Origin of the sequence: Micromonospora sp. NPDC047707 (assembly GCF_040704235.1) — a bacterium.
Taxonomy (GTDB): domain Bacteria; phylum Actinomycetota; class Actinomycetes; order Mycobacteriales; family Micromonosporaceae; genus Micromonospora.
Genome location: NZ_JBEYSU010000006.1, coordinates 1 through 22,069, shown reverse-complemented (window position 1 = coordinate 22,069; position 22,069 = coordinate 1). Strand labels below are relative to the sequence as shown.

Genomic DNA, 22,069 nt, shown 5'->3' with positions numbered 1-22,069 from the left:
GGCCGCCCTATCGGATTCCCGACAACAGGCGGCCACACAGCGTGATATAACGCCCCACGGACAGTCGACAATGGGCGATCACCCGCACGCGGACCGTCACCGCCCCGCGCCGTCCTCCACCCTGGACATGACAATCCCGTCGACCGCAACTCGCGGCGTCACCGGCGGTTCTCTCCACCGACCAGCACCCACCGACCGCCCCACCCACACCACCACCACGCCGCCCCGCACACCCGCCGACGACAACCCGCAGTAGTCACCAGACACCAAAACGCCCGGGCGCGTCACACCCGCCCGGGCCCACCACCACAACCGCGGAAACCGTCAACCCGCCCGACGCCGCGCCCGGCGCGCCGCCAACTCGTCACCCACCACGTCCGCCGCCGCCGGCGCCGCCGGCTCCACACCCACCGGCTCCCCGCCGGCCGGCTCGGACGGCAGATGCGACAACGACCCCAGGATCTCCTTGAACGCGCCACCGATCGCGATGCCGAACACCCCCTGACCGCCCTGCAACAGGTCGACCACCTCCTCCGGCGACCGGCACTCGTACACCGTCGTCCCGTCCGAGATCAACGTGATGCCCGCCAGATCCTCCACACCCCGCGACCGCAACGCCTCGATCGCCTTCCGGATGTTCTGCAAGGACACCCCAGCGTCCAGCAACCGCTTCACGACCTTCAGCACCACCAGGTCCCGGAACGAGTACAACCGCTGCGTCCCCGAACCCGACGCGTCCCGCACACTCGGCACCACCAGACCCGTCCGAGCCCAGTAGTCCAACTGCCGGTAACTGATGCCCACCGCGTGGCACGCCGTCACACCCCGGTAGCCCACCGCGCCGTCACCGTCCGTCGCCGACAGCGGCGCACCCTGCTCCGTACCCGAATCGGGATCCCGCGGCTCCTGCATCCGGACAACCTCCCCGCCCGTGCGGTGACACGTCGATTCCGGGACGCGCACCCCTCGATACGGCAACCCTAACGCCGCACCCGACGGTTACCACGCAACAACAGCCCCGACACGCCGCAGCCACCACACCACCACACCCGTCGTCACACACCGTGACGACAGGTGGTCGCGGTCAGCCGGCGAAATCCTCCGGACGCACCTGCTCCAGGAACTCGCGGAACTTCTCCACCTCGTCCTCCTGCTCGTCCGGAATCACGATCCCGGCCTCACTGAGGACCTCCTCGGCACAACGAATGGGAGCACCCACCCGCAACGCCAACGCGATGGAATCACTCGGCCGCGCCGACACCCGCACCCCGTCACCGATCAACAGGTCAGCGTAGAACACGTTCTCCTTCAACTCCGTGATCTCCACCGCCCGCAACGGCGCCTTCAACGCCGCCAACACATCCCGCAGAAGATCATGCGTCAACGGGCGCGCCGGCTTGACCCCCTGCTGCTCGTAAGCGATCGCCGTCGCCTCGACCGCGCCGATCCAGATCGGCAGATAGCGGTCCCCCTCGACCTCCCTGAGCAGGACGATCGGCTGGTTGCTCGGCAGCTCCACCCGAACCCCGACCACGCTCAGCTCGCGCACCGCCGCCTCCGTGTCGTTGTCACCTACGCCGCACCGCGCCCTTTCCTGCACGGTACACGGACCGCGACACGGCCGTCCCACGCGCTGCAAGCGCCACGCCCGCGCCAGAAAGGGGTTACCCCGGCAAGCCTACGGCACGCTTCCCCGCACAGATCTTTCCGCACGGACCCCGCTCACCGGCCCAACGTCGACCGCAACCCCACCCGCACCAACGCCGCATGCAACTGCTGCGACAACGCCACCAACTCCCGCGCCGTCTCCGCCGCCCGCGCCCGCGCCGCCGGATCACTCTGCCGCGCCAACGGCGCCACCAACTGCGCGAACAGACCCACCTCACGGTCCGCCGCCGACCGGTACCCCCGAAGGTGCCGCGGCTCCAACCCGTACGCCGCCAGACCCGCCACCGCCCGCGCGATGATCAACGCGTCCCCGTCGTACCAACCCGGCGGATCCGACACCACCACACCGAGCCGCTCCAACTCCACCAACGTCGACTCGTCGAGCCCGCTGCGCGCCACCAACTCGGCCCGGCCCAGCCGCACCCCCGGCGACTCGACCTCCGGCTCCCGCCCCGGCACCTCACCACCGGGACCCACCGCCACCAACTGCGGCCGCGACCGACCCGGCGACTCACCCGTCGCGTCCCACTCCGCCAACTGGTCACGGATCACCCGCAACGGCAGGAACTGGTCCCGCTGCGCGGTCAACACGAACCGCAGCCGGGCCACATCGTCCCAGCTGTACTTCCGGTACCCCGCCGCCGTCCGCTGCGGCTCCACCAGACCCTCAGCCTCGAGGAACCGCAGCTTCGACAACGTCGTGTCCGGAAAATCCACCCGCAACTGGGCCAGCACCTCGCCGATACTCATCAACGGCTGCGTACGGGCCGACCCCGGCGCGGCGGACGCCGCAGGCTCGTTCACCCCCGGCCGGCCTCCTCCGGCCGCGGACCGGCGATGAACACCACCCGGAACTTACCGATCTGCACCTCGTCACCGTTGCTCAACGTGGCCGCCTCGACCCGCTCACGATTCACGTACGTGCCGTTCAAGCTCCCCACGTCCCGCACCGTGAACGTCCCACCATCCCGGTGGAACTCGGCATGCCGCCGCGACACCGTCACGTCGTCAAGGAAGATGTCACTGTCCGGATGCCGCCCACTCGTCGTCACATCGTGGTCCAACAGGAACCGGGCACCCGCGTTCGGACCCCGCCGGACCACCAGCAGCGCCATCCCCGGCGGCAACGAACCCGACATGCGGCTCGGCACCACATCGGTGTCCGGCCCCTCCAGGACCTCGTCGAGCGAACCGAGATTGAGCGTCGAAGTGACGTCGAGTGGGGGGAACTCGTCGTCTGGGCGCGTCATGGGACCACCTCACGGATCAGTTGCGTCGGCGTACGGGAATGGCGGGTCTGGCCGCCGGGCAGTCTCTCACCCGGCGGCTGGCTCCCCGTGCCAGGGAAGGCAATTCCGCAACGCTCAACTATCGGATTCTCGGTCGACTGGGCGAGCCTAGCCAGCGCCGAAATGCAGGGCAACCGGACGCGCGGACCAACCGCCGCACCGGCAACGGACACACTCAGCTCTCGGTGAGCTCGCGGTACCCGCTCGCCGACAGCAGCCCGTCCACCGCCGCCGGATCGTCCGGGGTGATCTCCACCAGCCAACCCGCACCGTACGGATCGGTGTTGACCACCTCGGGAGTGTCGCCGAGCGCCTCGTTGCGCGCCGACACCGTCCCACTCAGCGGGGCGTAGATCTCCGACACGCTCTTCGTCGACTCGATCTCACCCAACGACTCGCCAGCCGTCACCACCGCCCCCACCTCGGGCAGCTGGACGTACACGATGTCACCCAGCGCGTCCTGCGCGAAGTGCGTGATGCCGACCCGGACAGCGCCGTCGCCACCACCCGCCACCCACTCGTGCTCGGCGGTATACCGCAGATCCTCAGGAATCACCAGACGCGTCCTTCATCCCATCGGTGCACCGGCCCCCCGCGGGGAAACCGGCGCCGGCCGCGCCGGTCAGGAGACCGGACGGGCGTGTTCCAGCTTGATCGGCGCGTGCAGCGCCGAAACCTCGGCGACCTCACGATCCTCGACGATCACCGTACCGCCGTCACCCGCGACCGTCGCCACCACCCCGCCCGGAATGTTCAACGCCGTACGCATCGTCGCCGGATCCCCGATCACCGTGATCGTGTACGGGCCCGTCAACCGCCGCCCGTCCACCACCAACGACCCGTTCTCCCCGTCCAGGAAGAACGTCGACGCGATGATCCGCACCGTCGCCCGGTCCCCACCGGAGATCTGCATCGCCTCCGCGCCCGCGCCCCGCAACTCCTGCACCGCGTCCAGCACCCGCGACGCCGAGATCGGCTTCCCGCCACCGGCCTGGAACCGCACCGACAAACCCGGCCCCGTCGCCGGCAGCGTCCCCGCCAGGATCCCCAGCTCGTCCGCCCGCCGGCCCGCCTCCGCCAACGCCGCCTGCCGACCCTGCTCACCCGAACGCAACTGCCGCTGGCTCTCCTCCAACGTCGCGATGTCCTGCCGCAGCCGAACCTCCCGAGCGTTCAGGTCGTACAGGATCCGCACCAGGTCCTCCTGGCGCGCCGCCGACGTCGTCGGATCCGCCGACGTCGTCCGCAACTGCTCCACCAGCGTGAACCCCAGCAACGCCAGCAGCACCGCGATCATCAGCGTCGCCGAACTCATCCGCCGACCCGCACCGGCCGCCCGGTCACCCCCGGCCGGCTCCGCCGCACCCGCCGCCGACAGATCCACCGTCAGCTCGTCACCGCCCGACGCCGCCGGCTCCTCCCCCGGCGCCACCTCCCGCTCCGGGGCGGCCTCCGGCACCAACGGGCTCAACTCGTCCGGATCCGGCGCCTCCGGCCGCGGATCCGGCTCCCCCGCCGGACCCGACGGACGCCGCGGACCCGCCGGCTGCGGCCAACCGGTACCCGTCTCGGTGTGCTCGTCGCTGCTCATCACCAACAACCTACGCCCGGAACAGGTGCCGGCGGATCGCCGCCACGTTCCCGAAGATCCGCACCCCCAGCACGACCACCACACCCGTCGACAGCTGGCTGCCCACGCCCAACTGGTCCCCCAGGTACACGATCAGACCGGCCACCAGCACGTTCGAGATAAACGACACCACGAACTGCTTGTCGTCGAAGATCCGGTCCAGCTTGGCCCGCACCCCGCCGAACACCGCGTCCAACGCCGCCACCACGGCGATCGGCAGGTACGGCTGCAGCGCCGCCGGCACCGTCGGGTCGAGCCACAACCCGAGCCCGACACCCGCGAGCAACGCCAACACCGCGATCATCGACTACCTCCGGAGGGGCTGGGAGACGTCCCCGAACCGGACGCCCCCGGACTGACCGACCGACCCGACGGCGTCGGACTCGGGCTGGGCGGCGGCTGCGCGTAGCGTAGCCGCGGCTCCGGAGCGGCCGGCAACGTGAGGTCCTCGGCGTCACGGATCCCGAACGACAATCCGGTGTCCTCGGCCACCTTCCGCATCGTCGACGCGCTCCGGCCCCGCTCGTACCGCTCCCGCATCTCCTCCGGCCCGATCGCCGACACCTCGTACGGCCCCGTCACCGGCCGGAAGTCCACCAGGATCGCCTGCCCCGCCTGCCGGATCGTCGACGTCGCCGTCAACCGCTGACCGTTGATCGCGATCGCCTCCGCGCCCGCCGCCCACAGGTCGTTCGCGACCCCCTGCAGGTCGGTGTAGATCACCTTCGACGGCCCCACGTCCGCGTCGGGCACCGCGTCCTCGTCCGGCGGCGCGTCGGCCAGCCGCACCACGACGCCGTCACCACGCACCCGGCCCATCCCCGTGCCCGCCTCGAGGTTGCGCAGCCGCGCCGCCTCCGAACCGCCCAGCGCCGCGGCCCGCAACCGGGCCACCTCCGCCCGTAGCTCGTCGGCCCGCTCGGACAGGCCGTCGGTCTCCGTCTCCCGCTGCTTGATCTGCTGCACCAGACCCTCCCGGGCCTGGGTGCGCCCCGGCGCCTCCGCCACCGTCTGCCGGTACGCCACCGCGAACAGGAAACCCAGCACCAGCAGGACGACCACCGCCACCGACCGCGCCGACCAGTCCCGCCACCCCGACGGCGGCGCCTCCCGCCGGCGCTCCGCCGCGTCCGCGTACCCCGGGTCGAGCGGGTTGCGGAACAGTTCGGTCAGGAAGTCCGGCGCGTACACCCGCGCCGTGCGCTGCGGGCTCTCCGTCGGCGTGCCGGTCATCGCCTCGCCTCCCGCACCAGCCGGCTTGCCTGCACCACGTACATCCCGCCGGCCACCCAGTAGAGCACCAGGCCCCACCATGCCAGCCCCCAGCCGATCGCACCGGCCGCCGTCGCCGCGGCCGGTACCGCCGCCGCGAGCAGCAGGATCGGGAACGCGGCCAGCAGCAGGAACGTGGCCGTCTTGCCGACGTAGTGCACCGGCGGCGGCCCGTACCCGTGACGCCGCAGCACGGCGAGCGACCCCACCAGAAGCAGCTCCCGGGCCAGCAGCGCCACGGTGAACTGCCACGGCACCACCTCGCGGGCGGTGAACGCCAGCAGCGTGGCCAGGATGTAGAGCCGGTCGGCGAGCGGGTCCAGCAGCTCGCCCAGCCGGCTCACCTGGCCGAGCCGGCGGGCGATCCAGCCGTCCACCCAGTCCGTGGTGCCGCCGACGGCCAGCACCACGATTGCCGCCACGTCGGCGCGCGGCACCAGCAGCAGGTACAGGAACAGTGGGACACCGAGCAGCCGGACGAAGCTGATCAGGTTGGGCAGGGTGAGGACCTGGTCGCCCGCACCGGCGGAGGCTCGCGGATGCCCTGCCCGAGCCGGCCGACGCGACACCGAACCTCCTCCGCGACGCGCTCCGGCGCCCGGCCGGGATCGGACGGTGCGGAGGCTCGTACGCGCTCTCGGGCCGGCTGCGACCGGCTCCCCCTGCGGCCCCGGGCCCGGGGCCGACTTCCGACGCGGCCCGTGATCACGTGGGATCACGGGCCGGGTGAGTTGCGCTGCCACTATATCCGCCCTGTCGCGCCCGTCCGGGTCTCCGGTGCCGGCCCTGTCGTGTGCTCGTGGGTGTGGTGGGCGCCACATCGCGTAGGACGTCCTAGGACGGTAGTCGAGGATGGGATCACGCCGAGCGGACGGCAACCTCCGGTGCCGGCTCGGCGGCCAACGCCGCCGCCCAGCTGAACGCCAGCAACGCGACGAGCAACTCCTGCTGCACCCGGCCCGGCATCCGGTCGAGGACCGCCTGCACGGCACGGTGCCGGCGCTCCCGCACCTCGCACAGCAGCGCCTCCGCCGCGGGCGTCGGCACCAGCCGCACCTCCCGCCGGTCGCGCGGGTCCCCCACCCGCCTCAGCAGGCCGGTGGCCTCCAGCCGGTCGCACAGCCGGCTCGCCGACGACGGCACGACGTCCAGCAGCTCCGCCAACCCGTTGACGTTGGTCTCCGGTCGACTGCTGAGCAGCGACAGCACCCGCAGCTGCGTCGGCGAGACGGTCAGCTGCTGCCGGGAGACCGCCGAGTCCAGCACACCCACGAGGGCTTCCGCCGCCCCGTCGATGGCCGCCGCCAGATCCGGAGAACGCTCCACCCGCTGTCTCCTGCGATTGTCCCGCTCGGGCCGGCGCCGCCGGCGCGTCGCCCGCCCTCATTCCACGTCCCGACTGCCGAAGCCGCGCCAGTCCAGGCAGACCACCACCGCGTCGTCCCGCAGGGCCGCCTCGTCGTGCCACCCGCGCAACTCGCGCATCACCGTACCAACCGCCTCCGGTGGCGGTTGCAACCGCGCCGCGCGCATCGCCCGGCCCATCTCACGGTCCCCGTACCGGCCCCGCCCGGCCGGATCGGCCGCCCACACGCCGTCGCTGACCACGAACAGCCGGTCCCCCGGTTCCAGGTCGACCTCCTGCACGTCGTAGCGGGTCTCGGCGAACATGCCCAGCGGCAGCTGCTGCTCCAGGTCGATCCGGGAGAGCGTGCCGCCGCGCAGGCGCAGCAGGTGCGGCGAGCCGGCGTCGACGGCCCGCAGCCGGCCGGAGCCGGTGTCCAGCTCCAACAGCAGCGTGGCGACGTGCCGCCGGCCCCGATGCTGGTGGAAGACGGTGTCCGAGGCCAGCTCCGCCTGCTCCACCAGACCCTCGCCGGAGCGGCGCGCGTTGCGCAGGGCGTTCACCGTCACGGCCGTGAGCACCGCCGCCGCGAGTCCGACGCCGGAACCGTCCAGCACCGTCACGGTCAGCCGCTCACCGTCCACCGACCAGTCGAAGTGGTCACCGGCCACCGTGTACGCCGGCTCCAACTGGCCGGCGAGCTGGAACGCGTCGTGGGTCACGCTGCGGCCGGGCAGCAGCTCCCACTGCAACTCGGCGGCCATGCTGAGGCGCTCGCGCCGGCGGACCCGGTGGTAGCGGTCGGTGCCGCGGTCCGCAGCCCGCAGCGCCGTCGCCAGCTCACCGGCGATCTCCGACGCCTGGTCGACCACCCCCGGCCCGACCGGGCCCGGCAGCTCGACCAGCAGCACCCCGACCCGCTCCCCCCACGCCGTCAGCGGCAGATACCACCGGCACCGGCCGGCCGCGTCCTGCTCGCTGATCGCCTGCTGGCTGCTGAAGCACCGCCGCACCAGGCCCCGCCGGTCGGGTGGGCCGCCGTCGCCCCGGTCCGCGTCGCCCACCGGCCACAGGCCGCCCAACCGGTAGTCCGCGATGAACACGGCCGTCCGCGTCGCGCCGAGCCCGGAGCGGATCGCCCGGTCGGCGGCCTCCACCAGCCCGTCCGGCCGGGCGGCACGGAGCGCGCGCGACACCAGACCCAGCGGGTCCGACATGGTTCCCTCCGAACAACACTTGCAGCAGGGCAAGCATCATACGGAGACGGTGACCCGCCGCGGTGCCCGGTATCGGCGTGGCCGGCCGACACCGTCACGACCTGCGGGTTCAGTCCTCGCCGCGCACGGCCACCCCGCCGTGGAAGGCGTCCGGCACCGCCGCCGGTGTTCCGTCGGGCCGCCAGTGCGTGATCGGCACGATCCCGTCGGTGGTGGGCGTCCACCGACCGAGCAACGGGCGGAACGCCGCCGGCGCCCGCATCCGGAAAGCCGGCCCCATCATCGCCAGGGCCCGCGGGTACCCGGCCAGCTCCTCGGTGTCGAAGTCCACCGCGAGCAGGCTGCCCGGTGCCGTCGCCTCGTACAGCTCGTCGAGGGTGCGGGCCAGCGTCTCGTCGTCGAGGAATGCGGCCAGGCCCAGGAAGACCACGCCGACCGGTCTGCGTCCCCACCCCGGCACGAACCGGTGCAGCTGTGCCGGGTCGACGGTGCCGATGTCCGTCGCGTCGCCGAAGCCGTAGCCGGCCCGGTCGCTGTCGGCCAGGATCCGCTGGCCGAGGCGGATGGTGACCGGGTCGACGTCGGTGTAGAGCACCGTCGCGTCCGGGGCGGCCTCGTGCACGTTGCCCCTCGTGGGCACACCCGCCCCGAAGACCAGGAACCCGTCCACCCCCTCGGCGGCCATCGACCGCACCGCCCGGCCGAGGAAGGCGCGCAGCTCCCGGAACACCGGCGCGCACGGCCCGTACGCCGACTCGAAGGCCCGGGCGGCGGCGACGTCGACCGGGAAGTGGTGCTCCCCGCCGAGCCAGTGGTCGATCATCCGTGCGGTGCTCGGCTGGTCGGGTTCCTCAACCATCGACGACGCTCCCTCCCCGGTGGTCGTCGCCAGCGTACCCACCGTCCGGTCTGGGCGGTATCGCCGCGCGACCGTACGGTGACGGCGATACTGGCCCCGGAGGTGAGCGGGTGAACTCGGCCAACAGCGCGGCGGTGGTGGTCGGCGTGGACGGCTCGGAGCCGTCCCTACGCGCCGTCCGCCTGGCGGCCGTCGAGGCGGCCCGCCGCGACCGCCCCCTACGCGTCGTCCACGGATTCATCTGGCCGCTGCTGAACGTGCCGGTGGACGCACCCGCCGGCGGCCCGCCCGGCGCGGGAATCCGCCACCAGGCCGAGCAGCTGGTCGCCGCGGCCGTCGCCGAGGCCAGGGCGACCGTGCCCGACCTGCGCGTGTCCGGCGAGATCATCGACGGGGAAGCCGCCGCGGTCCTGGTCGGCGAGTCGCCGACCGCGGTGATGATCGTGCTGGGCGACCGAGGGCTCGGCGGGTTCACGGCCCTGGTGGTCGGCTCCGTCGCGGTGCAGGTCTCCACCTACGCCGACTGTCCGATCCTGGTCGCCCGCGGCAGCGACCGCACCGACGGACCGGTCGTCGTCGGCGTGGACGGCTCCGAGGTGTCCCGCCTGGCCGTCGAGTTCGCGGCGGAGGAGGCCGCGCTGCGCGGCGCCGAACTGGTCGCGCTGCACGCCTACCGGCACCCGGTCTCCACCGGCCCCGGCGACATGCAGCCCCTGGTGTACGACGAGAGCGACCTGCGCGACGAGGAGAAGCGGGTGCTCGCCGAGTCCGTCGCGGGGCTCGGCGACCGGTGGCCGGACCTGACCGTCCGCCGGGCCACCGCCCACGGCCGCCCGGCGCGGATGCTCACCGAGGCGTCCCGGCAGGCGCAACTGCTCGTCGTCGGCGGGCGGGGCCGCAGCGAGTTGAGCGGCCTGCTGCTGGGCTCGGTGAGCCACTCCGCGCTGCACCACGCCGACTGCCCGGTCGCCGTCGTCCGCGCGCCACACTGACCGGTCCGGCGCCGCGACGTCGGCACCCGCCCGGGCACGGTTGACCGGCGCACCGACGGGTAGACCAGCCCGGTACGCCAACGGCGAGGACGACCGGAGGAGGCAGCGATGCCAGGACCACGGCCGGGCAGCAACGCGTACGACAAGCAGCGCGCACGCATGCGGAACGCGATCGACGATTCCGGACGGCGGGTGTCGGACCAGAAGGCGGACGACGTCGCCAACCGGATCCTCCAGCAGGACCGGGGCCAGCGCGGTGTGGTCCGCGGCGAGCGGATCTACGGGCCGAAGAGCGAGCGGGAAGCCGGCGACCCGACGTGAGGGCGGCGGACCTGGCCGACGGGGCGATCGCCGGCGCGGTCGGCAGCACGGCCCTGAACGCGGTCACCTACCTGGACATGACGCTGCGGGCCCGGCCGGCCAGCAGCAGCCCCGAGGAGAGCGCCCGCCGCGTCGCCCAGGTGGCGCACGTCGACCTCGGGCCCGAGGCCCGGGCGGCCAACCGCCGCTCGGGCCTCGGCGCCCTGCTCGGCTACGGCCTGGGCGTCACCGCCGGAATCGGGTTCGCTCTGCTGGCCCGGGGCCGGCGCATGCCGCTGCCACTGGCCAGCGGGGTGCTCGGCGGCGGGGTGATGACCATGTCGGACGGGTCGTTGGCCGCGCTCGGCGTCACCGATCCGCGCACCTGGAGCCGGACCGACTGGCTGTCCGACCTCATCCCGCACCTGGCGTTCGGTCTGGCGGCGGCGGCCACCTGGAACCGGCTCCGGTCGCCGCGCCGCTGACCGGCCCGGAATCGCCCGCGCCGCCCGTCCCCGGTGGGAGCGGGCGGCGCGGGTGTGTGCCGGCGGTCAGCTCTCGTCCTCGGCCACCGGTTCCGCTGCGGGGCCGTACGGGGAGATCTGCCCCTTGGGCACCGGACGTCCCTCGTCACCCCGCGAGGAGCCCCGGTTGAGCGGGTGGCCCTTCGGCCCGGGCCCCTTGTTGTCCTGGACGTTCGAGCCCCGGGCGTTGCGCCGGAACTCCTGCTGCTGCGGGTTCGTCACGGGATGTCTCCTTCCGCGTGGGCGGCGGCGCACGGCGTACGCCGCCTCCCCGACCGGGTACCCGCCGCCACCGGCGCCATTCCGGTCCCGCCGTCCCCCGGCAGGGCTAACGCCGCACCGGCCGGGTACCCCCGCGCGATGGGCGATGACCGCAGGACGGCACGGGTGCTGCTGGAGCGGGGCGGGCGCACGTACGCCGAGGAGGCCGGTGTCCGACTGGCCGACCGGCCGGGGCCGCTCTACCAGTTGCTGGTGCTGGCCACCCTGCTCAGCACCCGGATCCGGGCGTGCGTGGCGGTGGCCGCCGCCCGGGAGCTCTTCGCCGCCGGCTACCGCACCCCGCAGGCGATGCGGGCGGCGAGCTGGCAGGACCGGGTCGACGCCCTCGGTCGGGGCCACTACCGCCGGTACGACGAGCGGACCGCCACGATGCTCGGCGACGGCGCACGGCTCTGCCTGGACCGCTGGCACGGCGACCTGCGCCGGATGCACCGCGAGGGGCAGGGGCAGCCGGCCCGGTTGCGCCGCCTGCTGACCGAGTTCCCCGGCATCGGGCCCACCGGGGCGGACATCTTCCTGCGCGAGGCCCAGGCGGTGTGGCCGGACCTGCGCCCGTACGCCGACCGGCGCGCCCTGAGCGGGGCGCGGCGGCTGGGCCTGCCCCACGACCCGGAGCGGCTCGCCGGGCTGGTCGACGACGGGGACTTCGGCCGCCTCGCGTCGGCCCTGGTACGGGTGGCGCTCGGCGAGGAGCCCGCCGCTGGCGAGGTCGCGCGGGCGGCGGGCCGGTGAGCTGCGGCGTCAACGCGGGGCGGCTCACTTCGCCGCGTTGTTCCCCGGCTTGGTCAGGTGCCACACGAGCAGGGCCGCGAGCACGGCGAGCACCACCAGGCCGCCGGAGATCCCCTCCCCGTCCTCCGCGTCGCTGCCGCTCATGCCGAAGTAGATCACCGCGAGGCCGGCCAGCACGGTGAGGGCGGTGCGCAATCCTCGGTCCTTCACATTCAGCGACGGTAGACCGGTAGCGCGGGCGTACGGGGTTGAATGCCCGCATTTCCCCCCGATCGGGGTCTCAGTCGACCTCCAGGTCGTCGAGGGAGATCTTGTGGCTCATCAGCCACCGGGCTAATGCCGTCATCCCGAACAGCCACAGCGGCGCGGACTCGGTGGTGCCGTTGGTGGCGAAGATGGCGAAGCGCAGGTCCGGCGCCCGGTACGCCTCGATCCGCCACTTGTGCTGCTTGTCCCGCCAGACCGCCGAAGGGTCCATGGCCCGACGCTAGGCGACTCCCACCCCCGGCGGGGCCGGTTACGCCCGCTCTGCCGTCGGCCACGCCGCTACCGCCCGACGACGATGCGGCTGTCCCCGGGCAGCCGCCGGGTCACACCCCGCCGGTCCAGCAACTCCAGCAGGGGCACGGCCACCCGCCGGGTCGTGTCCAGCGCCTGCCGCGCGGTGCTGAGCGTGAACGGCTGCGGCAGCCCGGCCAGCACCCGGACGGCGTCGTCGAGCGCGCCGGGCGGCAGCACCACGTTGTCGGCCAGCCGCAGCAGCGCCCCCGCCCGCACGGCCGCGCCGATCTCACGCGGCCCCAGCCCCAGATCGGCCAGGTGGTCCGCCTCCGGGGCCCGGAACGGGTGCACGGCGTACGCGGCGCGCACCCGCGCGACGGCACGCGCCACCGGCTCGGGCAACACGTCGGCCGCCGCGGCGGTGACCCGCCCCGCGTGCAGCCGCAGCGGGGGCCGCACCAGGGCCGCGACCAGCGCCCGCTCGGGCAGGTCGAGGCGCTGCCGCAGCAGCTCGACCGGGGCGCCCGGTTCCAGTGGGTGCGCGGTCGCGTACCGGTCGACCTCCTCGGCCAGGCGGGCGCCGAGCCGCCGCCAGTGCGCCGGGTCGGCGTGCCAGTCACCGGCGACCGGCCGGCCCGCCGGTGCGACGCCCATCCGGGTGAGGTCGCCGGCCCGGGCCAGCTTGCGGCGGCGCAGCTCGCCGGCGAGGTCGGGCCGACCGTTTAGGGTGGCCAGTACGGCCGCCCGCGCGGCGGCCGCGCCGCGACGGGCCAGCGGCGGGGGCGCCACATCGAGCACCGTCACGCCGCCGGCGACGTGGTGGCGGCCCGGATCGCGCAGCAGCGCCCGGTCGCCGACCAGCAGCGGCAGCGGGCGGGCCAGCCGCAGCCGGGCGGTGTCCGTACCGAGCGGGCGGACCCGGGCGGGCACGGCGGCGGAACCGACATGCAGGGTCAGGGTGGCCGGCAGGTCGGCGGCCGGGTCGCCGGCCACCCGGACGTCGAGCAGGTCGGTGCGGTGGAACCGGCCCGCCGTGAGCAGCGCGTCGCCCCGGCCGAGCCGCTCGCGGGGCGTGCCGCGCAGGTTGACCGCCACCCGGGCGACGGCGGCGACCTCCGCGCGGGCGACGCCGAGGCGGTGCAGCCCGCGGACCCGGACCGCCTCACCGGTCGCCGCGAGTTCCAGCTCGTCGCCGACGGCGAGCCGGCCGGCGCCCAGGGTCCCGGTCACCACGGTCCCGCTGCCCCGGACGGTGAAGCTGCGGTCCACCCAGAGCCGCACCGGGGCGTCCGCCACCGGGGCGGGGAGGGCACCGGCCAGCCGGTCCAGGGCCGCCCGGAGCTCCGGCAGCCCGGCGCCGGTCACCGCGCTCGCCGCCACCGCGTCGACGGCGCGCAGCGACGTGCCGGCCAGCTGGTGCCGCGCCTGCGCCAGCGCCGGCCCCGGCTCGGCCAGGTCCGCGCGGGTCACCACCAGCAGCCCGTACGACACGCCCAGCGCGTCCAGCGCCGCCAGGTGCTCGGCCGACTGGGGCATCCAGCCCTCGTCGGCGGCGACGACCACCAGCGCCGCCGGCACCGGGCCGACCCCGGCGAGCATGTTCGGCACGAACCGCTCGTGCCCGGGCACGTCGACGAACGCGACCGTCCGCCCGGACGGCAGGGCGGTCCACGCGAACCCGAGGTCGATCGTCATGCCCCGCCGGCGCTCCTCGGCCCACCGGTCCGGCTCCATCCCGGTCAGTGCCCGCACCAGCGTGGACTTGCCGTGGTCGACGTGCCCGGCGGTGGCCACCACGAACATGGTCAGCCGTCCGTGGGGACGCGCAGCACGGCGGCGCGGACGGTGTCGTCGGCGTCGGCGGGGACGCAGCGCAGGTCCAGCAGCAGCCGGCCGTGGGCCACCCGCCCGAGCACCGGCGGCTGCCCGGTGCGCAGCGGGTACGCGTACGACTCGGGCAGGCTCAGCGCCCACGAGGCCAGCTCCACGCCGGGAGCGCCGCCCCCGCCGACCACGGCGACGGCCGGTACCACCTCGGCCTTGCACCCGTCGGCGGCGAGGGTGTCCCGTAACCGCTCGGTGCGGGCCCGCAGCGCCGCCGGCTCGGCGTGCAGCGCCGCCCGGGTGGGTGTCACCGGGTCGGCGAGGGTGGCGCCCAGCGCCGCCAGGGTCACCTTGTCCACCCGCAGTGCCCGGGCGAGGGGGTGGCGGCGCAGCCGCCGCACCAGGTCGGCGTCGCCGAGCAGCAACCCGGCCTGCGGCCCGCCGAGCAACTTGTCGCCGCTGGCCGTCACCAGCGCCGCTCCGGCACGCAGCGTGGACGCGGCGTCCGGCTCGCCGGGCAGCAGCGGGTCGGGGACGAGCAGGCCGGAGCCGATATCGGCGACGACCGGCACCCCGAGGGCGGCCAGCGTGCGCACCGGCACCGTCGAGGCGAAACCGCTGACCTGGAAGTTCGACGGGTGCACCTTGAGCACGAAGCCGGTGTCCGGCCCCAGCGCGGCGGTGTAGTCGTCGAGGTGGGTGCGGTTGGTGGTGCCCACCTCGCGCAGCCGCGCGCCGGTGCTCACCAGCAGGTCCGGCAGGCGGAAGCCGTCGCCGATCTCCACCAGTTCGCCGCGGCTGACCACGATCTCCCGGCCGGCGGCGAGCGCGGTGGCGGCGAGCACCAGCGCGGCGGCGCCGTTGTTGACCACGTGCACCGCCCCGGCGTCGGGGACCGCGGCGGCGAGCGCGTCGAGGGCGTCCCGGCCGCGCCGGGCCCGCCGGCCGGTGGCCAGGTCGAGTTCGACGTCGGTGTGCCCGGCGGCGGCCACGACCGCGGCGACGGCCGCCGGGGACAGCGGCGCGCGGCCGAGGTTGGTGTGCAGCACGACCCCGGTCGCGTTGAGCACCGCCCGCGGCGCCGGGGCGGAAAGAGCCGCCAGCGCGGCGTCGCGTACCCCCTCGGGGGTTGTCTCGCCCCGCCGCGCCTGCTCCTGCGCCCGGCGCACGGCCGCCTTCACCCGGTCCCGGCCGTGGGTGGCGACGGCGGCGGCGACCCGCGGGTCGGCCAGCAGCGTGTCGGTGCGCGGCACCCGCCGGCGTGGATCGGCGCTGCCGTCGGCTGTCACGTCAACTCCCACCGTGCTTGGCGGAGACGGACGGGAATCGAACCCGCCTGGCCCGGATCCCGGACCACACCGGTTTTGAAGACCGGGAGGGGCACCAGCCGCCTGAACGCCTCCACGCAGCATTTGACCACAGGGCGGCCCGCCGCGGCCCGCCGGGCGGCGGTGACCGGCCGCAGCAGGCCGCCGCAGCCGGCCGTCCGGGCCGCCACCGGCTCGGCGGGCGGGCTACCGTCGGCGAACTGGCAGTGGCCGGGCGGCCGTCACCGGCTGGGCGTGTCGGCACTGGCTCGGCGGGCCGTCACCGGTCGGCGTCGCCGGTCTCCGCCCGCCGCCGCGCGACCCGTTCCCGCTGCGGCACCACCGTGTACTTCGGATCGCGCGCCGAGGCGACCCCGCCGTAGAAGATCCCGAACCGGGTGGCCACCGACCCGGCGAGCAGCGCGACCCCGGACGCCACGGAGGCGATCCGGCTGCGCCGGCCGAGCAGCGCCCCGGCAGCCCCGGCGACGGTCAGCGCCCGCGCCGCGCGCAGCAGCCGGCCGGGCCGGCCCGTCGTGTAGGGCTCGCTGAGCAGCCCGAGCCGTGTCTCCACGCGGTGCGAGCCGTACAGTTCGAGGGCCGCGCCGGCCACCGCCAGCCGGCGGGCCGGGCCGGTCTCGTGCGGCGGCGCGGCGACCAGACCGACGCCGGCGCCGCTGGCCAGGGCGCTGCCCGCGAAGATGACCGGCAGTTCCGGGTACGCCTCGTGCCACGACGGCACGGCCGTGTCGGCGAGCAGCACCCCGGTGTACGTGGCCAGGGCGGGCGCCGTCGCCGCCGCGGCCAGCCCGGCGGCGTGCCCCACCGGCGGCAGCACCCGGCGCACCACTCCGGGAACCCCGCGCCGGGGCAGCCACGAAGCGGCCTCGGCGACCGCCGCGAGCCCGGCCGCCGGCCCGTACGCGGTGAGGATCCACGTGCCGACCGACATCGGCGAGGTCGGCTTCGCCACCCGCAGCATGTGGTGGAACCGCTCCGGCCGGCCCAGGTCCTTGACGAGGAAGACCGCGCTGGCGGTGACCGCGGCCAACGCGGTGACCCGCCCGGCCCGCCGTAGCACCGGCCGGCCGGTGAGCTGCCCGCCCGCGGCCAGCAGCGACGACCCGGCCGCCACGCCACCGGTGAACAGGTACGCGGCGATGTCCCACGTCCACACCGGCGGCTTGAGGATGGGCCGGCCGTAGTAGGAGGTGAACTCGGCCTCCGGGACGGCCAGGTCCCGGTGGCGGCGGAACCGGTCACCGACCGGGCGGTCCGGACTCACGAGGCCCCTCCGACGAACGCGGCGACGGCCGCCGCCGCCATGGCCAGGGCGGCCAGGCCGGCCCGCTTCCACATCCGCGGCAGGTCCCGCGTCGTCACCACCGGGTCAGGAGGCAGCCCGTACACCTCCGGCTCGTCCAGCAGCAGGAAGAACGCGCCGTCGCCGCCCACGCCGTCGGTCGGGTCGTGCCCGTAGAGCCGCGCCTCCGGCACCCCCCGCTCGTGCAGGGTGGCGACCCGGGCGGCCGCCCGCTCCCGCAGCTCGTCCAGCGGGCCGTACTGGATGGACTCGGTGGGGCAGGCCTGGGCGCAGGCCGGGGTCTTCCCGGCGCCGATCCGGTCGTAGCAGAGCGTGCACTTCCACGCCCGGCCGTCGTCCTTACGCCGGTCGATCACCCCGTACGGGCACGCCGAGACGCAGTAGCCGCAGCCGTTGCAGATGTCCTCCTGCACCACCACCGTGCCGAACTCGGTGCGGAACAGCGCGCCGGTCGGGCAGACGTCCAGGCAGCCCGCGTGCGTGCAGTGCTTGCACACGTCGGACATCATCAGCCAGCGGAAGTCGGTACGCCCCTCGGCGCTGCCGGTGCGGCCGGGCGGGCGCGCCGCCGGCATGCCGAGGAACCGCGCCCCGTGGCGCTCCGCCCCACCGGCCCCGCTGCCCGTCGCCATCCGGGCGGCCGCCTCGGACGAGCCCGGTGGCACGCCCGGGTCGGTGCCGGTGTCGTTCGGGCTGCCGGCGGCGACGGCCGCCGACGCGGAGCTCACCGCGGCCCCGGTCGGGTTGCCCGCGAACGGCGGCGTCCGGTGCCCGGCCGGCCGGGGCTGCTCGATGAACGCCACGTGCCGCCACGAGTTCGCGGTCAGCGCGCCGGTGTTGTCGTACGACATGCCGAGCAGGTCGAAACCGGAGGCGGGCACGCCGTTCCACTCCTTGCAGGCCACCTCGCAGGCCTTGCAGCCGATGCAGACGCTCGTGTCGGTGAAGAAGCCCATCCGTGGCGGCGCCGCGGTCCACCCGGCGTCCGCGGCGGGGTCGAGCTGCCCGTGGGGGCTGTCGCCCTCCAGCATCGTCATGCCCGCCCCCCGTCCGTGCCGGCGTCGGTGGTGACGATCGGCACGCTCCGCTCCCCGGTCAACCCGGCCCGACGTTGATACTCGGCGACCAGGTGGAGCAGCGCCGGCCCGGTGGGCCGCCGGCCCGGTCGGATGTCGCAGGTACCCACCTTGCTCTCCTGGATGAGCACGTTCGGGTCGAGGCTGATCCCGAACAGGTCGTTGACCGAGTCGCCGGTCACCATCCCCTGACGGCCGAAGTGGTACGGCAACCAGACCTGGTGGATCACCCGGCCCTCGACCCGCAGCGGTGTGAGCCGGTCGGTCACCAGCACCTTGGCCTCGATCACCGCGCGACCGCTGACCAGGTGCGCCCAGCTCAGGTGCGCCAGCCCGACCTCGGCGGCCAGCTCCGGCGACACCTCCACGAACATCTCCGGCTGCAACTCGGCCAGCGGCCGGACGAACCGGCTCATCCCACCGGCGGTGTGGTGCTCGGTGAGCCGGCTGACGGTGAACACGTACGGGTAGACCTGGCTGTGCGGCTCCGGCGGGCTGGGATTGATCCGGTTCACCGGATGGTGGTAGATCTTGCGCATCGGGTTGCCCTGCTGCCCGTACATCAGGTTGCGCATCGGCGACTCGGGCGGCTCGTAGTGCGTCGGCAACGGCCCGTCGAGGACGCCGCTGGGCGCGTACAGCCAGCCCTTGCCGTCCCCCTGCATGATGAACGCGTCGTCGCCGGAGATCGCCTCCACACCGGCGGCACCCGGCGGCGGCCGGTACGACGGCGGCTTCGTCCTCTCGAAGTCCGGCACGTCGTAGCCGGTCCACTCGCCCTTGCCGGCGTCCCACCAGACGTACTTCTTGCGCTCGCTCCACGGCCGACCCTCCGGGTCGGCGGAGGCACGGTTGTAGAGGGTGCGCCGGTTCGCCGGCCAGGCCCAGCCCCACTCGGCGGCCACCCAGTCCTGCTCGTGCCGCGGCTTGCGGCGCGCGGCCTGGTTGACCCCGTCCTGGTAGACGCCGGTGTAGATCCAGCAGCCGATCGCGGTGGAACCGTCGTCGCGGGCCTCGGTGAACGACGGCAACAGGCGGCCGGTGGCCACCTCGTACCCGTTGATCTCGCGCAGCACCGCGTCGGCGCTCGGCTCCGCGTGCGGACCGTGCGTGGGGTAGTCCCACGCGAGGTCCAGCAGGGCCCGGTCGCGCGGCTTGTCGGAGCCGGCCAGCCGCTCCCGCAGCCGCCGCCCCAGGTGGTAGAAGAACCACAACTCCGAGCGGGCGTCACCCGGCGGCTCGACCGCCTTCTCCCGCCACTGCAGCACCCGCTGGGTCTGCGTGAAGGTGCCCTCCTTCTCCACATGCGACGCGGCCGGCAGGAAGAAGACCTCGGTGCGGCACTCCTCCGGCACGATCTCGCCGGTCTCCACCTCCGGGCTGTTCCGCCAGAACGTCGCGCTCTCGATCATGAACAGGTCGCGGACCACCAGCCAGTCGAGGTTCGCCATGCCGAGGCGCTGGGCCTTGCCGTGCGCCGAGCCGACCGCCGGGTTCTGACCGAGCAGGAAGTACCCCTTGACCTTGCCGTCGATCATGTTCAGGACCTGCTGGTACGTGCCGTGATCGCCGGTCATCCGCGGCAGGTAGCCGTAGCAGAAGTCGTTCTCCGGCGTCGCCGCGTCCCCCCAGTACGCCTTGAGCAGGCTGGCCGCGTACGCCCGCGCGTTCGCCCAGTAGCCCTTCTGCCCCGGGTGGCGGATGCTGTCCACCCACTGCTGGAAGGTGGGGTGACTGGCGTGGTGCGGCATCGGCAGGTAGCCGGGAAGCAGGTTGAACAGCGTCGGGATGTCCGTCGAGCCCTGGATGCTGGCGTGCCCCCGCAGCGCCAGGACGCCGCCACCGGGTCGCCCCACGTTGCCCAGCAGCAACTGGATGATCGCCCCGGTACGGATGTACTGCACGCCGACACTGTGCTGCGTCCAGCCCACCGAGTAGACGAGCGCGCCGGTCCGCTCCCGGCCGGAGTTCTCCGTCCAGGCCCGGGCCAGCTCGAGGAACTTCTCCTGCGGGACACCGCAGACCCGCTCCACCATCTCCGGGGTGTAGCGCGCGAAGTGACGCTTGAGGATCTGGTAGACGCAACGCGGATGCTGCAACGTGTCGTCCCGCATGGCGACGGCCGCCACCGGCATACCGTGCGACTCGTGGCGCAGGCCGGCCGCGCTGTCCCGCTCCCGGCCCGTGTCCTCGATCCCGCCGTCCCGCTCCTGGCCCGCGTACTGCCAGGTGGTCTGGTCGTACGCGCGCGTCTCCCGGCTGAAGCCCGAGAAGAGCCCGTCCAGGTCCTCGGCGTCGACGAAGTGCTCGCTGACGACCGTCGCCGCGTTGGTGTAGGCCAGCACGTACTCCCGGAAGTCAAGCTCGTTCTCCAGGATGTAGCGCACCACCCCGCCGAGCAGGGCGATGTCGGTGCCCGCGCGGATCGGCAGGTACGTGTCGGCGAGCGCGCTGGTGCGGGTGAACCGCGGATCGACGTGGAAGACCTTCGCGCCGCGCTTCTTCGCCTCCATCACCCACTGGAAGCCCACCGGATGGGCCTCGGCCATGTTCGAACCCTGAATGACGATGACGTCAGAGCGCGAGAGCGCCTGCTGGAAATCCGTCGCGCCACCGCGACCGAAGCTGGTCCCCAGACCGGGGACGGTGGCGGAGTGTCAAATGCGCGCCTGGTTCTCGATCTGGAGCGCCCCCATCGCGGTGAACAACTTCTTGATGAGGTAGTTCTCCTCGTTGTCCAGCGTCGCCCCGCCCAGGCTGGAGATGCCCAGCGTCCGGTTCAACGGCCGGCCCTCGCTGTCGACGTCCTCCCAGGTCTGCTCACGGGCGGCGAGGACCCGGTCGGCGATCATGTCGAGCGCGACGTCGAGATCCAGATCCTCCCACTCCGTGCCGTACGGCCGGCGGTAACGGACCTTCGTCTCCCGCAACGGACTCGTGACCAGGCTCTTGCTGGCCGAACCCTTCGGGCAGAGCCGGCCGCGGGAGATCGGGCTGTCCGCGTCGCCCTCGATCTGGACGACCTGCTCGTCCTTGACGTAGACCCGCTGCCCACAGCCAACCGCGCAGTACGGACACACCGAGCGGGCCACCCGGTCCGCGGTCTCCGTGCGGGCGGTCAGCTCCGCCGATCGCTTCGACTGCGCCGCGGCACCCCGGCCGAGCGGATCGGTGCCGGTGAGCTGCCGGTAGACCGGCCAGCTTTCGATGAGGGTCCGCAGACCCACCGCGCCACCCCCTCCCGGCGCCTACGCCGACCCCTCGAACCTTAGGGCAGCCGACCGACACTCGCGACCCCGACCGCCGCGATCACCTCGGGTACCGGGACCGCCCGGGCCGGGCGGGGTTCCCTGCTGTTGAGGCAGTGCCGCCCCCGGGCCCGGTGTGGGCTCGGGGGCGGCGCTGGGGTGTCGGTGTGCAGGTCGCCTCTCGGCGAGTGGCGCGTGGCGGCTCCAGCCGGACTGGTATTCCGCGACGGCATTTGAGGTGAGGCCCGGGGACACTGGACACACCGACACCCGACTCAACACGCTACCCCGCCCTCCTCTTCCACCCACCCTGGTGACCACGACCACGTCCGGCGCGAGGGTGTGCAGAACGCCGCTGGCCGGCACCCGGGTTCGGGTGCCGGCCAGCGGCTTGGTTCCCCCTGTCGAGGAAAGACTGTGGGTCAGTTGTTCCAGTGCTCGGCGACGAGGTCGGCGGCCTGGGTCTCCCACTGGGCGTAGTGGAACGGGTAGGCCGACACCTGCACCGTCTGGGCGGCCTTGGTCAGCGGCATGTCCTGCCAGCCGTCGACCTGCTTGAGACCCTTCAGGAACGCCAGCGTGCTGTATTCGGGGTCGGTGATCTGCTCGACCGTGCCCCACCCGCTGGACGGGCGCTGCTGGAACAGGCCCTGCGAGTCGTGGTCGTTGCGCTCACCCA

At 73.9% G+C, this 22,069-nt stretch carries 24 protein-coding genes, 1 tRNA gene and 1 pseudogene; 4 read left to right on the top strand and 22 right to left on the bottom strand.

The genetic code is table 11. From position 1 onward, the window contains the following. Window positions 1–324 precede the first annotated feature (324 nt). From AB0873_RS08580 to AB0873_RS08525, 12 genes are all read right to left on the bottom strand, one after another. Window positions 325–912, bottom strand: coding sequence for a MerR family transcriptional regulator (locus AB0873_RS08580; protein ID WP_155332180.1), 588 nt, complete (start codon window positions 910–912; stop codon window positions 325–327). Between the two features lie 172 nt (window positions 913–1,084). Further along, on the bottom strand, window positions 1,085–1,549 hold the full coding sequence (locus tag AB0873_RS08575; RefSeq protein ID WP_089014393.1) for a bifunctional nuclease family protein: 465 nt from the start codon (window positions 1,547–1,549) through the stop codon (window positions 1,085–1,087). A gap of 173 nt (window positions 1,550–1,722) precedes the next feature. After that, on the bottom strand, window positions 1,723–2,418 hold the full coding sequence (locus AB0873_RS08570; protein ID WP_196255663.1) for a MerR family transcriptional regulator: 696 nt from the start codon (window positions 2,416–2,418) through the stop codon (window positions 1,723–1,725). A 50-nt stretch (window positions 2,419–2,468) separates the two neighbouring features. Further along, window positions 2,469–2,918 carry an FHA domain-containing protein gene (locus AB0873_RS08565; protein ID WP_046570336.1) on the bottom strand — a complete coding sequence of 150 codons (450 nt, stop codon included), beginning with the start codon at window positions 2,916–2,918 and terminating at the stop codon, window positions 2,469–2,471. A 214-nt stretch (window positions 2,919–3,132) separates the two neighbouring features. Then, window positions 3,133–3,513 (bottom strand): glycine cleavage system protein GcvH, encoded by a 381-nt coding sequence (gene gcvH / locus AB0873_RS08560; protein WP_155332178.1) that lies wholly within the window; start codon window positions 3,511–3,513, stop codon window positions 3,133–3,135. 66 nt (window positions 3,514–3,579) lie between these two features. Further along, a complete protein-coding gene (locus AB0873_RS08555) occupies window positions 3,580–4,548 on the bottom strand; it encodes a DUF881 domain-containing protein (RefSeq protein WP_366599030.1) in 969 nt (322 codons plus the stop codon). Between the two features lie 10 nt (window positions 4,549–4,558). Further along, window positions 4,559–4,891 carry a small basic family protein gene (locus tag AB0873_RS08550; RefSeq protein WP_155332176.1) on the bottom strand — a complete coding sequence of 111 codons (333 nt, stop codon included), beginning with the start codon at window positions 4,889–4,891 and terminating at the stop codon, window positions 4,559–4,561. Beyond that, window positions 4,888–5,820 carry a DUF881 domain-containing protein gene (locus AB0873_RS08545; RefSeq protein WP_366599029.1) on the bottom strand — a complete coding sequence of 311 codons (933 nt, stop codon included), beginning with the start codon at window positions 5,818–5,820 and terminating at the stop codon, window positions 4,888–4,890. The genes AB0873_RS08550 and AB0873_RS08545 overlap by 4 nt, the downstream gene beginning before the upstream one ends. Continuing rightward, window positions 5,817–6,428: a CDP-alcohol phosphatidyltransferase family protein gene (locus tag AB0873_RS08540; protein WP_366599028.1), complete on the bottom strand. Its 612-nt coding sequence runs from the start codon at window positions 6,426–6,428 to the stop codon at window positions 5,817–5,819. Before AB0873_RS08540 ends, AB0873_RS08545 begins: the two co-directional genes overlap by 4 nt. A 289-nt stretch (window positions 6,429–6,717) precedes the next feature. Beyond that, window positions 6,718–7,185, bottom strand: coding sequence for a MarR family transcriptional regulator (locus AB0873_RS08535; protein WP_366599027.1), 468 nt, complete (start codon window positions 7,183–7,185; stop codon window positions 6,718–6,720). A gap of 57 nt (window positions 7,186–7,242) precedes the next feature. Then, window positions 7,243–8,421 (bottom strand): PP2C family protein-serine/threonine phosphatase, encoded by a 1,179-nt coding sequence (locus tag AB0873_RS08530; RefSeq protein WP_366599026.1) that lies wholly within the window; start codon window positions 8,419–8,421, stop codon window positions 7,243–7,245. Window positions 8,422–8,530: 109 nt separating this feature from the next. Continuing rightward, a complete protein-coding gene (locus AB0873_RS08525; RefSeq protein WP_366599025.1) occupies window positions 8,531–9,280 on the bottom strand; it encodes an SAM-dependent methyltransferase in 750 nt (249 codons plus the stop codon). Between the two features lie 110 nt (window positions 9,281–9,390). On the opposite strand from AB0873_RS08525, the gene AB0873_RS08520 reads away from it, so the two are divergent. The 3 genes from AB0873_RS08520 (at window position 9,391) to AB0873_RS08510 (ending at window position 11,057) form a co-directional block, all read left to right on the top strand. Then, window positions 9,391–10,272, top strand: coding sequence for a universal stress protein (locus AB0873_RS08520; RefSeq protein WP_366599024.1), 882 nt, complete (start codon window positions 9,391–9,393; stop codon window positions 10,270–10,272). Between the two features lie 108 nt (window positions 10,273–10,380). Next, window positions 10,381–10,593 carry a phosphatidylethanolamine-binding protein gene (locus AB0873_RS08515; RefSeq protein WP_155332169.1) on the top strand — a complete coding sequence of 71 codons (213 nt, stop codon included), beginning with the start codon at window positions 10,381–10,383 and terminating at the stop codon, window positions 10,591–10,593. Further along, window positions 10,590–11,057 (top strand): hypothetical protein, encoded by a 468-nt coding sequence (locus AB0873_RS08510; RefSeq protein WP_155332168.1) that lies wholly within the window; start codon window positions 10,590–10,592, stop codon window positions 11,055–11,057. Before AB0873_RS08515 ends, AB0873_RS08510 begins: the two co-directional genes overlap by 4 nt. Window positions 11,058–11,123: 66 nt before the next feature. Here the strand turns inward: AB0873_RS08510 and AB0873_RS08505 are convergent, their stop codons facing one another. Further along, a complete protein-coding gene (locus AB0873_RS08505) occupies window positions 11,124–11,318 on the bottom strand; it encodes a hypothetical protein (protein ID WP_155332167.1) in 195 nt (64 codons plus the stop codon). Between the two features lie 138 nt (window positions 11,319–11,456). On the opposite strand from AB0873_RS08505, the gene AB0873_RS08500 reads away from it, so the two are divergent. Further along, on the top strand, window positions 11,457–12,110 hold the full coding sequence (locus AB0873_RS08500) for a hypothetical protein (RefSeq protein ID WP_366599307.1): 654 nt from the start codon (window positions 11,457–11,459) through the stop codon (window positions 12,108–12,110). Window positions 12,111–12,134: 24 nt separating this feature from the next. On the opposite strand, the gene AB0873_RS08495 is transcribed toward AB0873_RS08500, so the two are convergent. The 9 genes and pseudogenes from AB0873_RS08495 to AB0873_RS08455 all read right to left on the bottom strand — a co-directional run. After that, complete coding sequence (locus tag AB0873_RS08495) at window positions 12,135–12,305, bottom strand: amidophosphoribosyltransferase (protein ID WP_155334241.1); 171 nt, start codon at window positions 12,303–12,305, stop codon at window positions 12,135–12,137. Window positions 12,306–12,390: 85 nt separating this feature from the next. Further along, window positions 12,391–12,588, bottom strand: coding sequence for a hypothetical protein (locus tag AB0873_RS08490; RefSeq protein WP_155332165.1), 198 nt, complete (start codon window positions 12,586–12,588; stop codon window positions 12,391–12,393). 68 nt (window positions 12,589–12,656) lie between these two features. Further along, on the bottom strand, window positions 12,657–14,414 hold the full coding sequence (selB, locus tag AB0873_RS08485; protein ID WP_366599023.1) for a selenocysteine-specific translation elongation factor: 1,758 nt from the start codon (window positions 14,412–14,414) through the stop codon (window positions 12,657–12,659). A gap of 2 nt (window positions 14,415–14,416) precedes the next feature. After that, complete coding sequence (gene selA, locus AB0873_RS08480; protein WP_366599022.1) at window positions 14,417–15,724, bottom strand: L-seryl-tRNA(Sec) selenium transferase; 1,308 nt, start codon at window positions 15,722–15,724, stop codon at window positions 14,417–14,419. A gap of 18 nt (window positions 15,725–15,742) precedes the next feature. Further along, window positions 15,743–15,838, bottom strand: a tRNA-Sec gene (locus AB0873_RS08475). Between the two features lie 184 nt (window positions 15,839–16,022). After that, window positions 16,023–17,027: an NrfD/PsrC family molybdoenzyme membrane anchor subunit gene (gene nrfD / locus AB0873_RS08470; protein ID WP_366599021.1), complete on the bottom strand. Its 1,005-nt coding sequence runs from the start codon at window positions 17,025–17,027 to the stop codon at window positions 16,023–16,025. Next, window positions 17,024–18,097 carry a 4Fe-4S dicluster domain-containing protein gene (locus tag AB0873_RS08465; protein ID WP_366599306.1) on the bottom strand — a complete coding sequence of 358 codons (1,074 nt, stop codon included), beginning with the start codon at window positions 18,095–18,097 and terminating at the stop codon, window positions 17,024–17,026. The genes nrfD and AB0873_RS08465 overlap by 4 nt, the downstream gene beginning before the upstream one ends. A 2-nt stretch (window positions 18,098–18,099) precedes the next feature. Then, window positions 18,100–21,369: a formate dehydrogenase gene (gene fdh / locus AB0873_RS08460; RefSeq protein ID WP_366599020.1), complete on the bottom strand. Its 3,270-nt coding sequence runs from the start codon at window positions 21,367–21,369 to the stop codon at window positions 18,100–18,102. A gap of 443 nt (window positions 21,370–21,812) precedes the next feature. Then, window positions 21,813–22,069: pseudogene (locus tag AB0873_RS08455) on the bottom strand (hypothetical protein); the annotation flags it as partial.

What these genes read in the sequence shown, in the direction of transcription:
- AB0873_RS08490 (WP_155332165.1), bottom strand. Translation starts at nt 12,588, where the DNA reads ATGGACCCTTCGGCGGTCTGGCGGGACAAGCAGCACAAGTGGCGGATC.
- AB0873_RS08550 (WP_155332176.1), bottom strand. Translation starts at nt 4,891, where the DNA reads ATGATCGCGGTGTTGGCGTTGCTCGCGGGTGTCGGGCTCGGGTTGTGG.
- AB0873_RS08580 (WP_155332180.1), bottom strand. Translation starts at nt 912, where the DNA reads ATGCAGGAGCCGCGGGATCCCGATTCGGGTACGGAGCAGGGTGCGCCG.
- AB0873_RS08465 (WP_366599306.1), bottom strand. Translation starts at nt 18,097, where the DNA reads ATGCTGGAGGGCGACAGCCCCCACGGGCAGCTCGACCCCGCCGCGGAC.
- AB0873_RS08555 (WP_366599030.1), bottom strand. Translation starts at nt 4,548, where the DNA reads ATGAGCAGCGACGAGCACACCGAGACGGGTACCGGTTGGCCGCAGCCG.
- AB0873_RS08500 (WP_366599307.1), top strand. Translation starts at nt 11,457, where the DNA reads ATGGGCGATGACCGCAGGACGGCACGGGTGCTGCTGGAGCGGGGCGGG.
- AB0873_RS08525 (WP_366599025.1), bottom strand. Translation starts at nt 9,280, where the DNA reads ATGGTTGAGGAACCCGACCAGCCGAGCACCGCACGGATGATCGACCAC.
- AB0873_RS08565 (WP_046570336.1), bottom strand. Translation starts at nt 2,918, where the DNA reads ATGACGCGCCCAGACGACGAGTTCCCCCCACTCGACGTCACTTCGACG.
- AB0873_RS08570 (WP_196255663.1), bottom strand. Translation starts at nt 2,418, where the DNA reads ATGAGTATCGGCGAGGTGCTGGCCCAGTTGCGGGTGGATTTTCCGGAC.
- AB0873_RS08545 (WP_366599029.1), bottom strand. Translation starts at nt 5,820, where the DNA reads ATGACCGGCACGCCGACGGAGAGCCCGCAGCGCACGGCGCGGGTGTAC.
- AB0873_RS08515 (WP_155332169.1), top strand. Translation starts at nt 10,381, where the DNA reads ATGCCAGGACCACGGCCGGGCAGCAACGCGTACGACAAGCAGCGCGCA.
- AB0873_RS08530 (WP_366599026.1), bottom strand. Translation starts at nt 8,421, where the DNA reads ATGTCGGACCCGCTGGGTCTGGTGTCGCGCGCGCTCCGTGCCGCCCGG.
- selB (WP_366599023.1), bottom strand. Translation starts at nt 14,414, where the DNA reads ATGTTCGTGGTGGCCACCGCCGGGCACGTCGACCACGGCAAGTCCACG.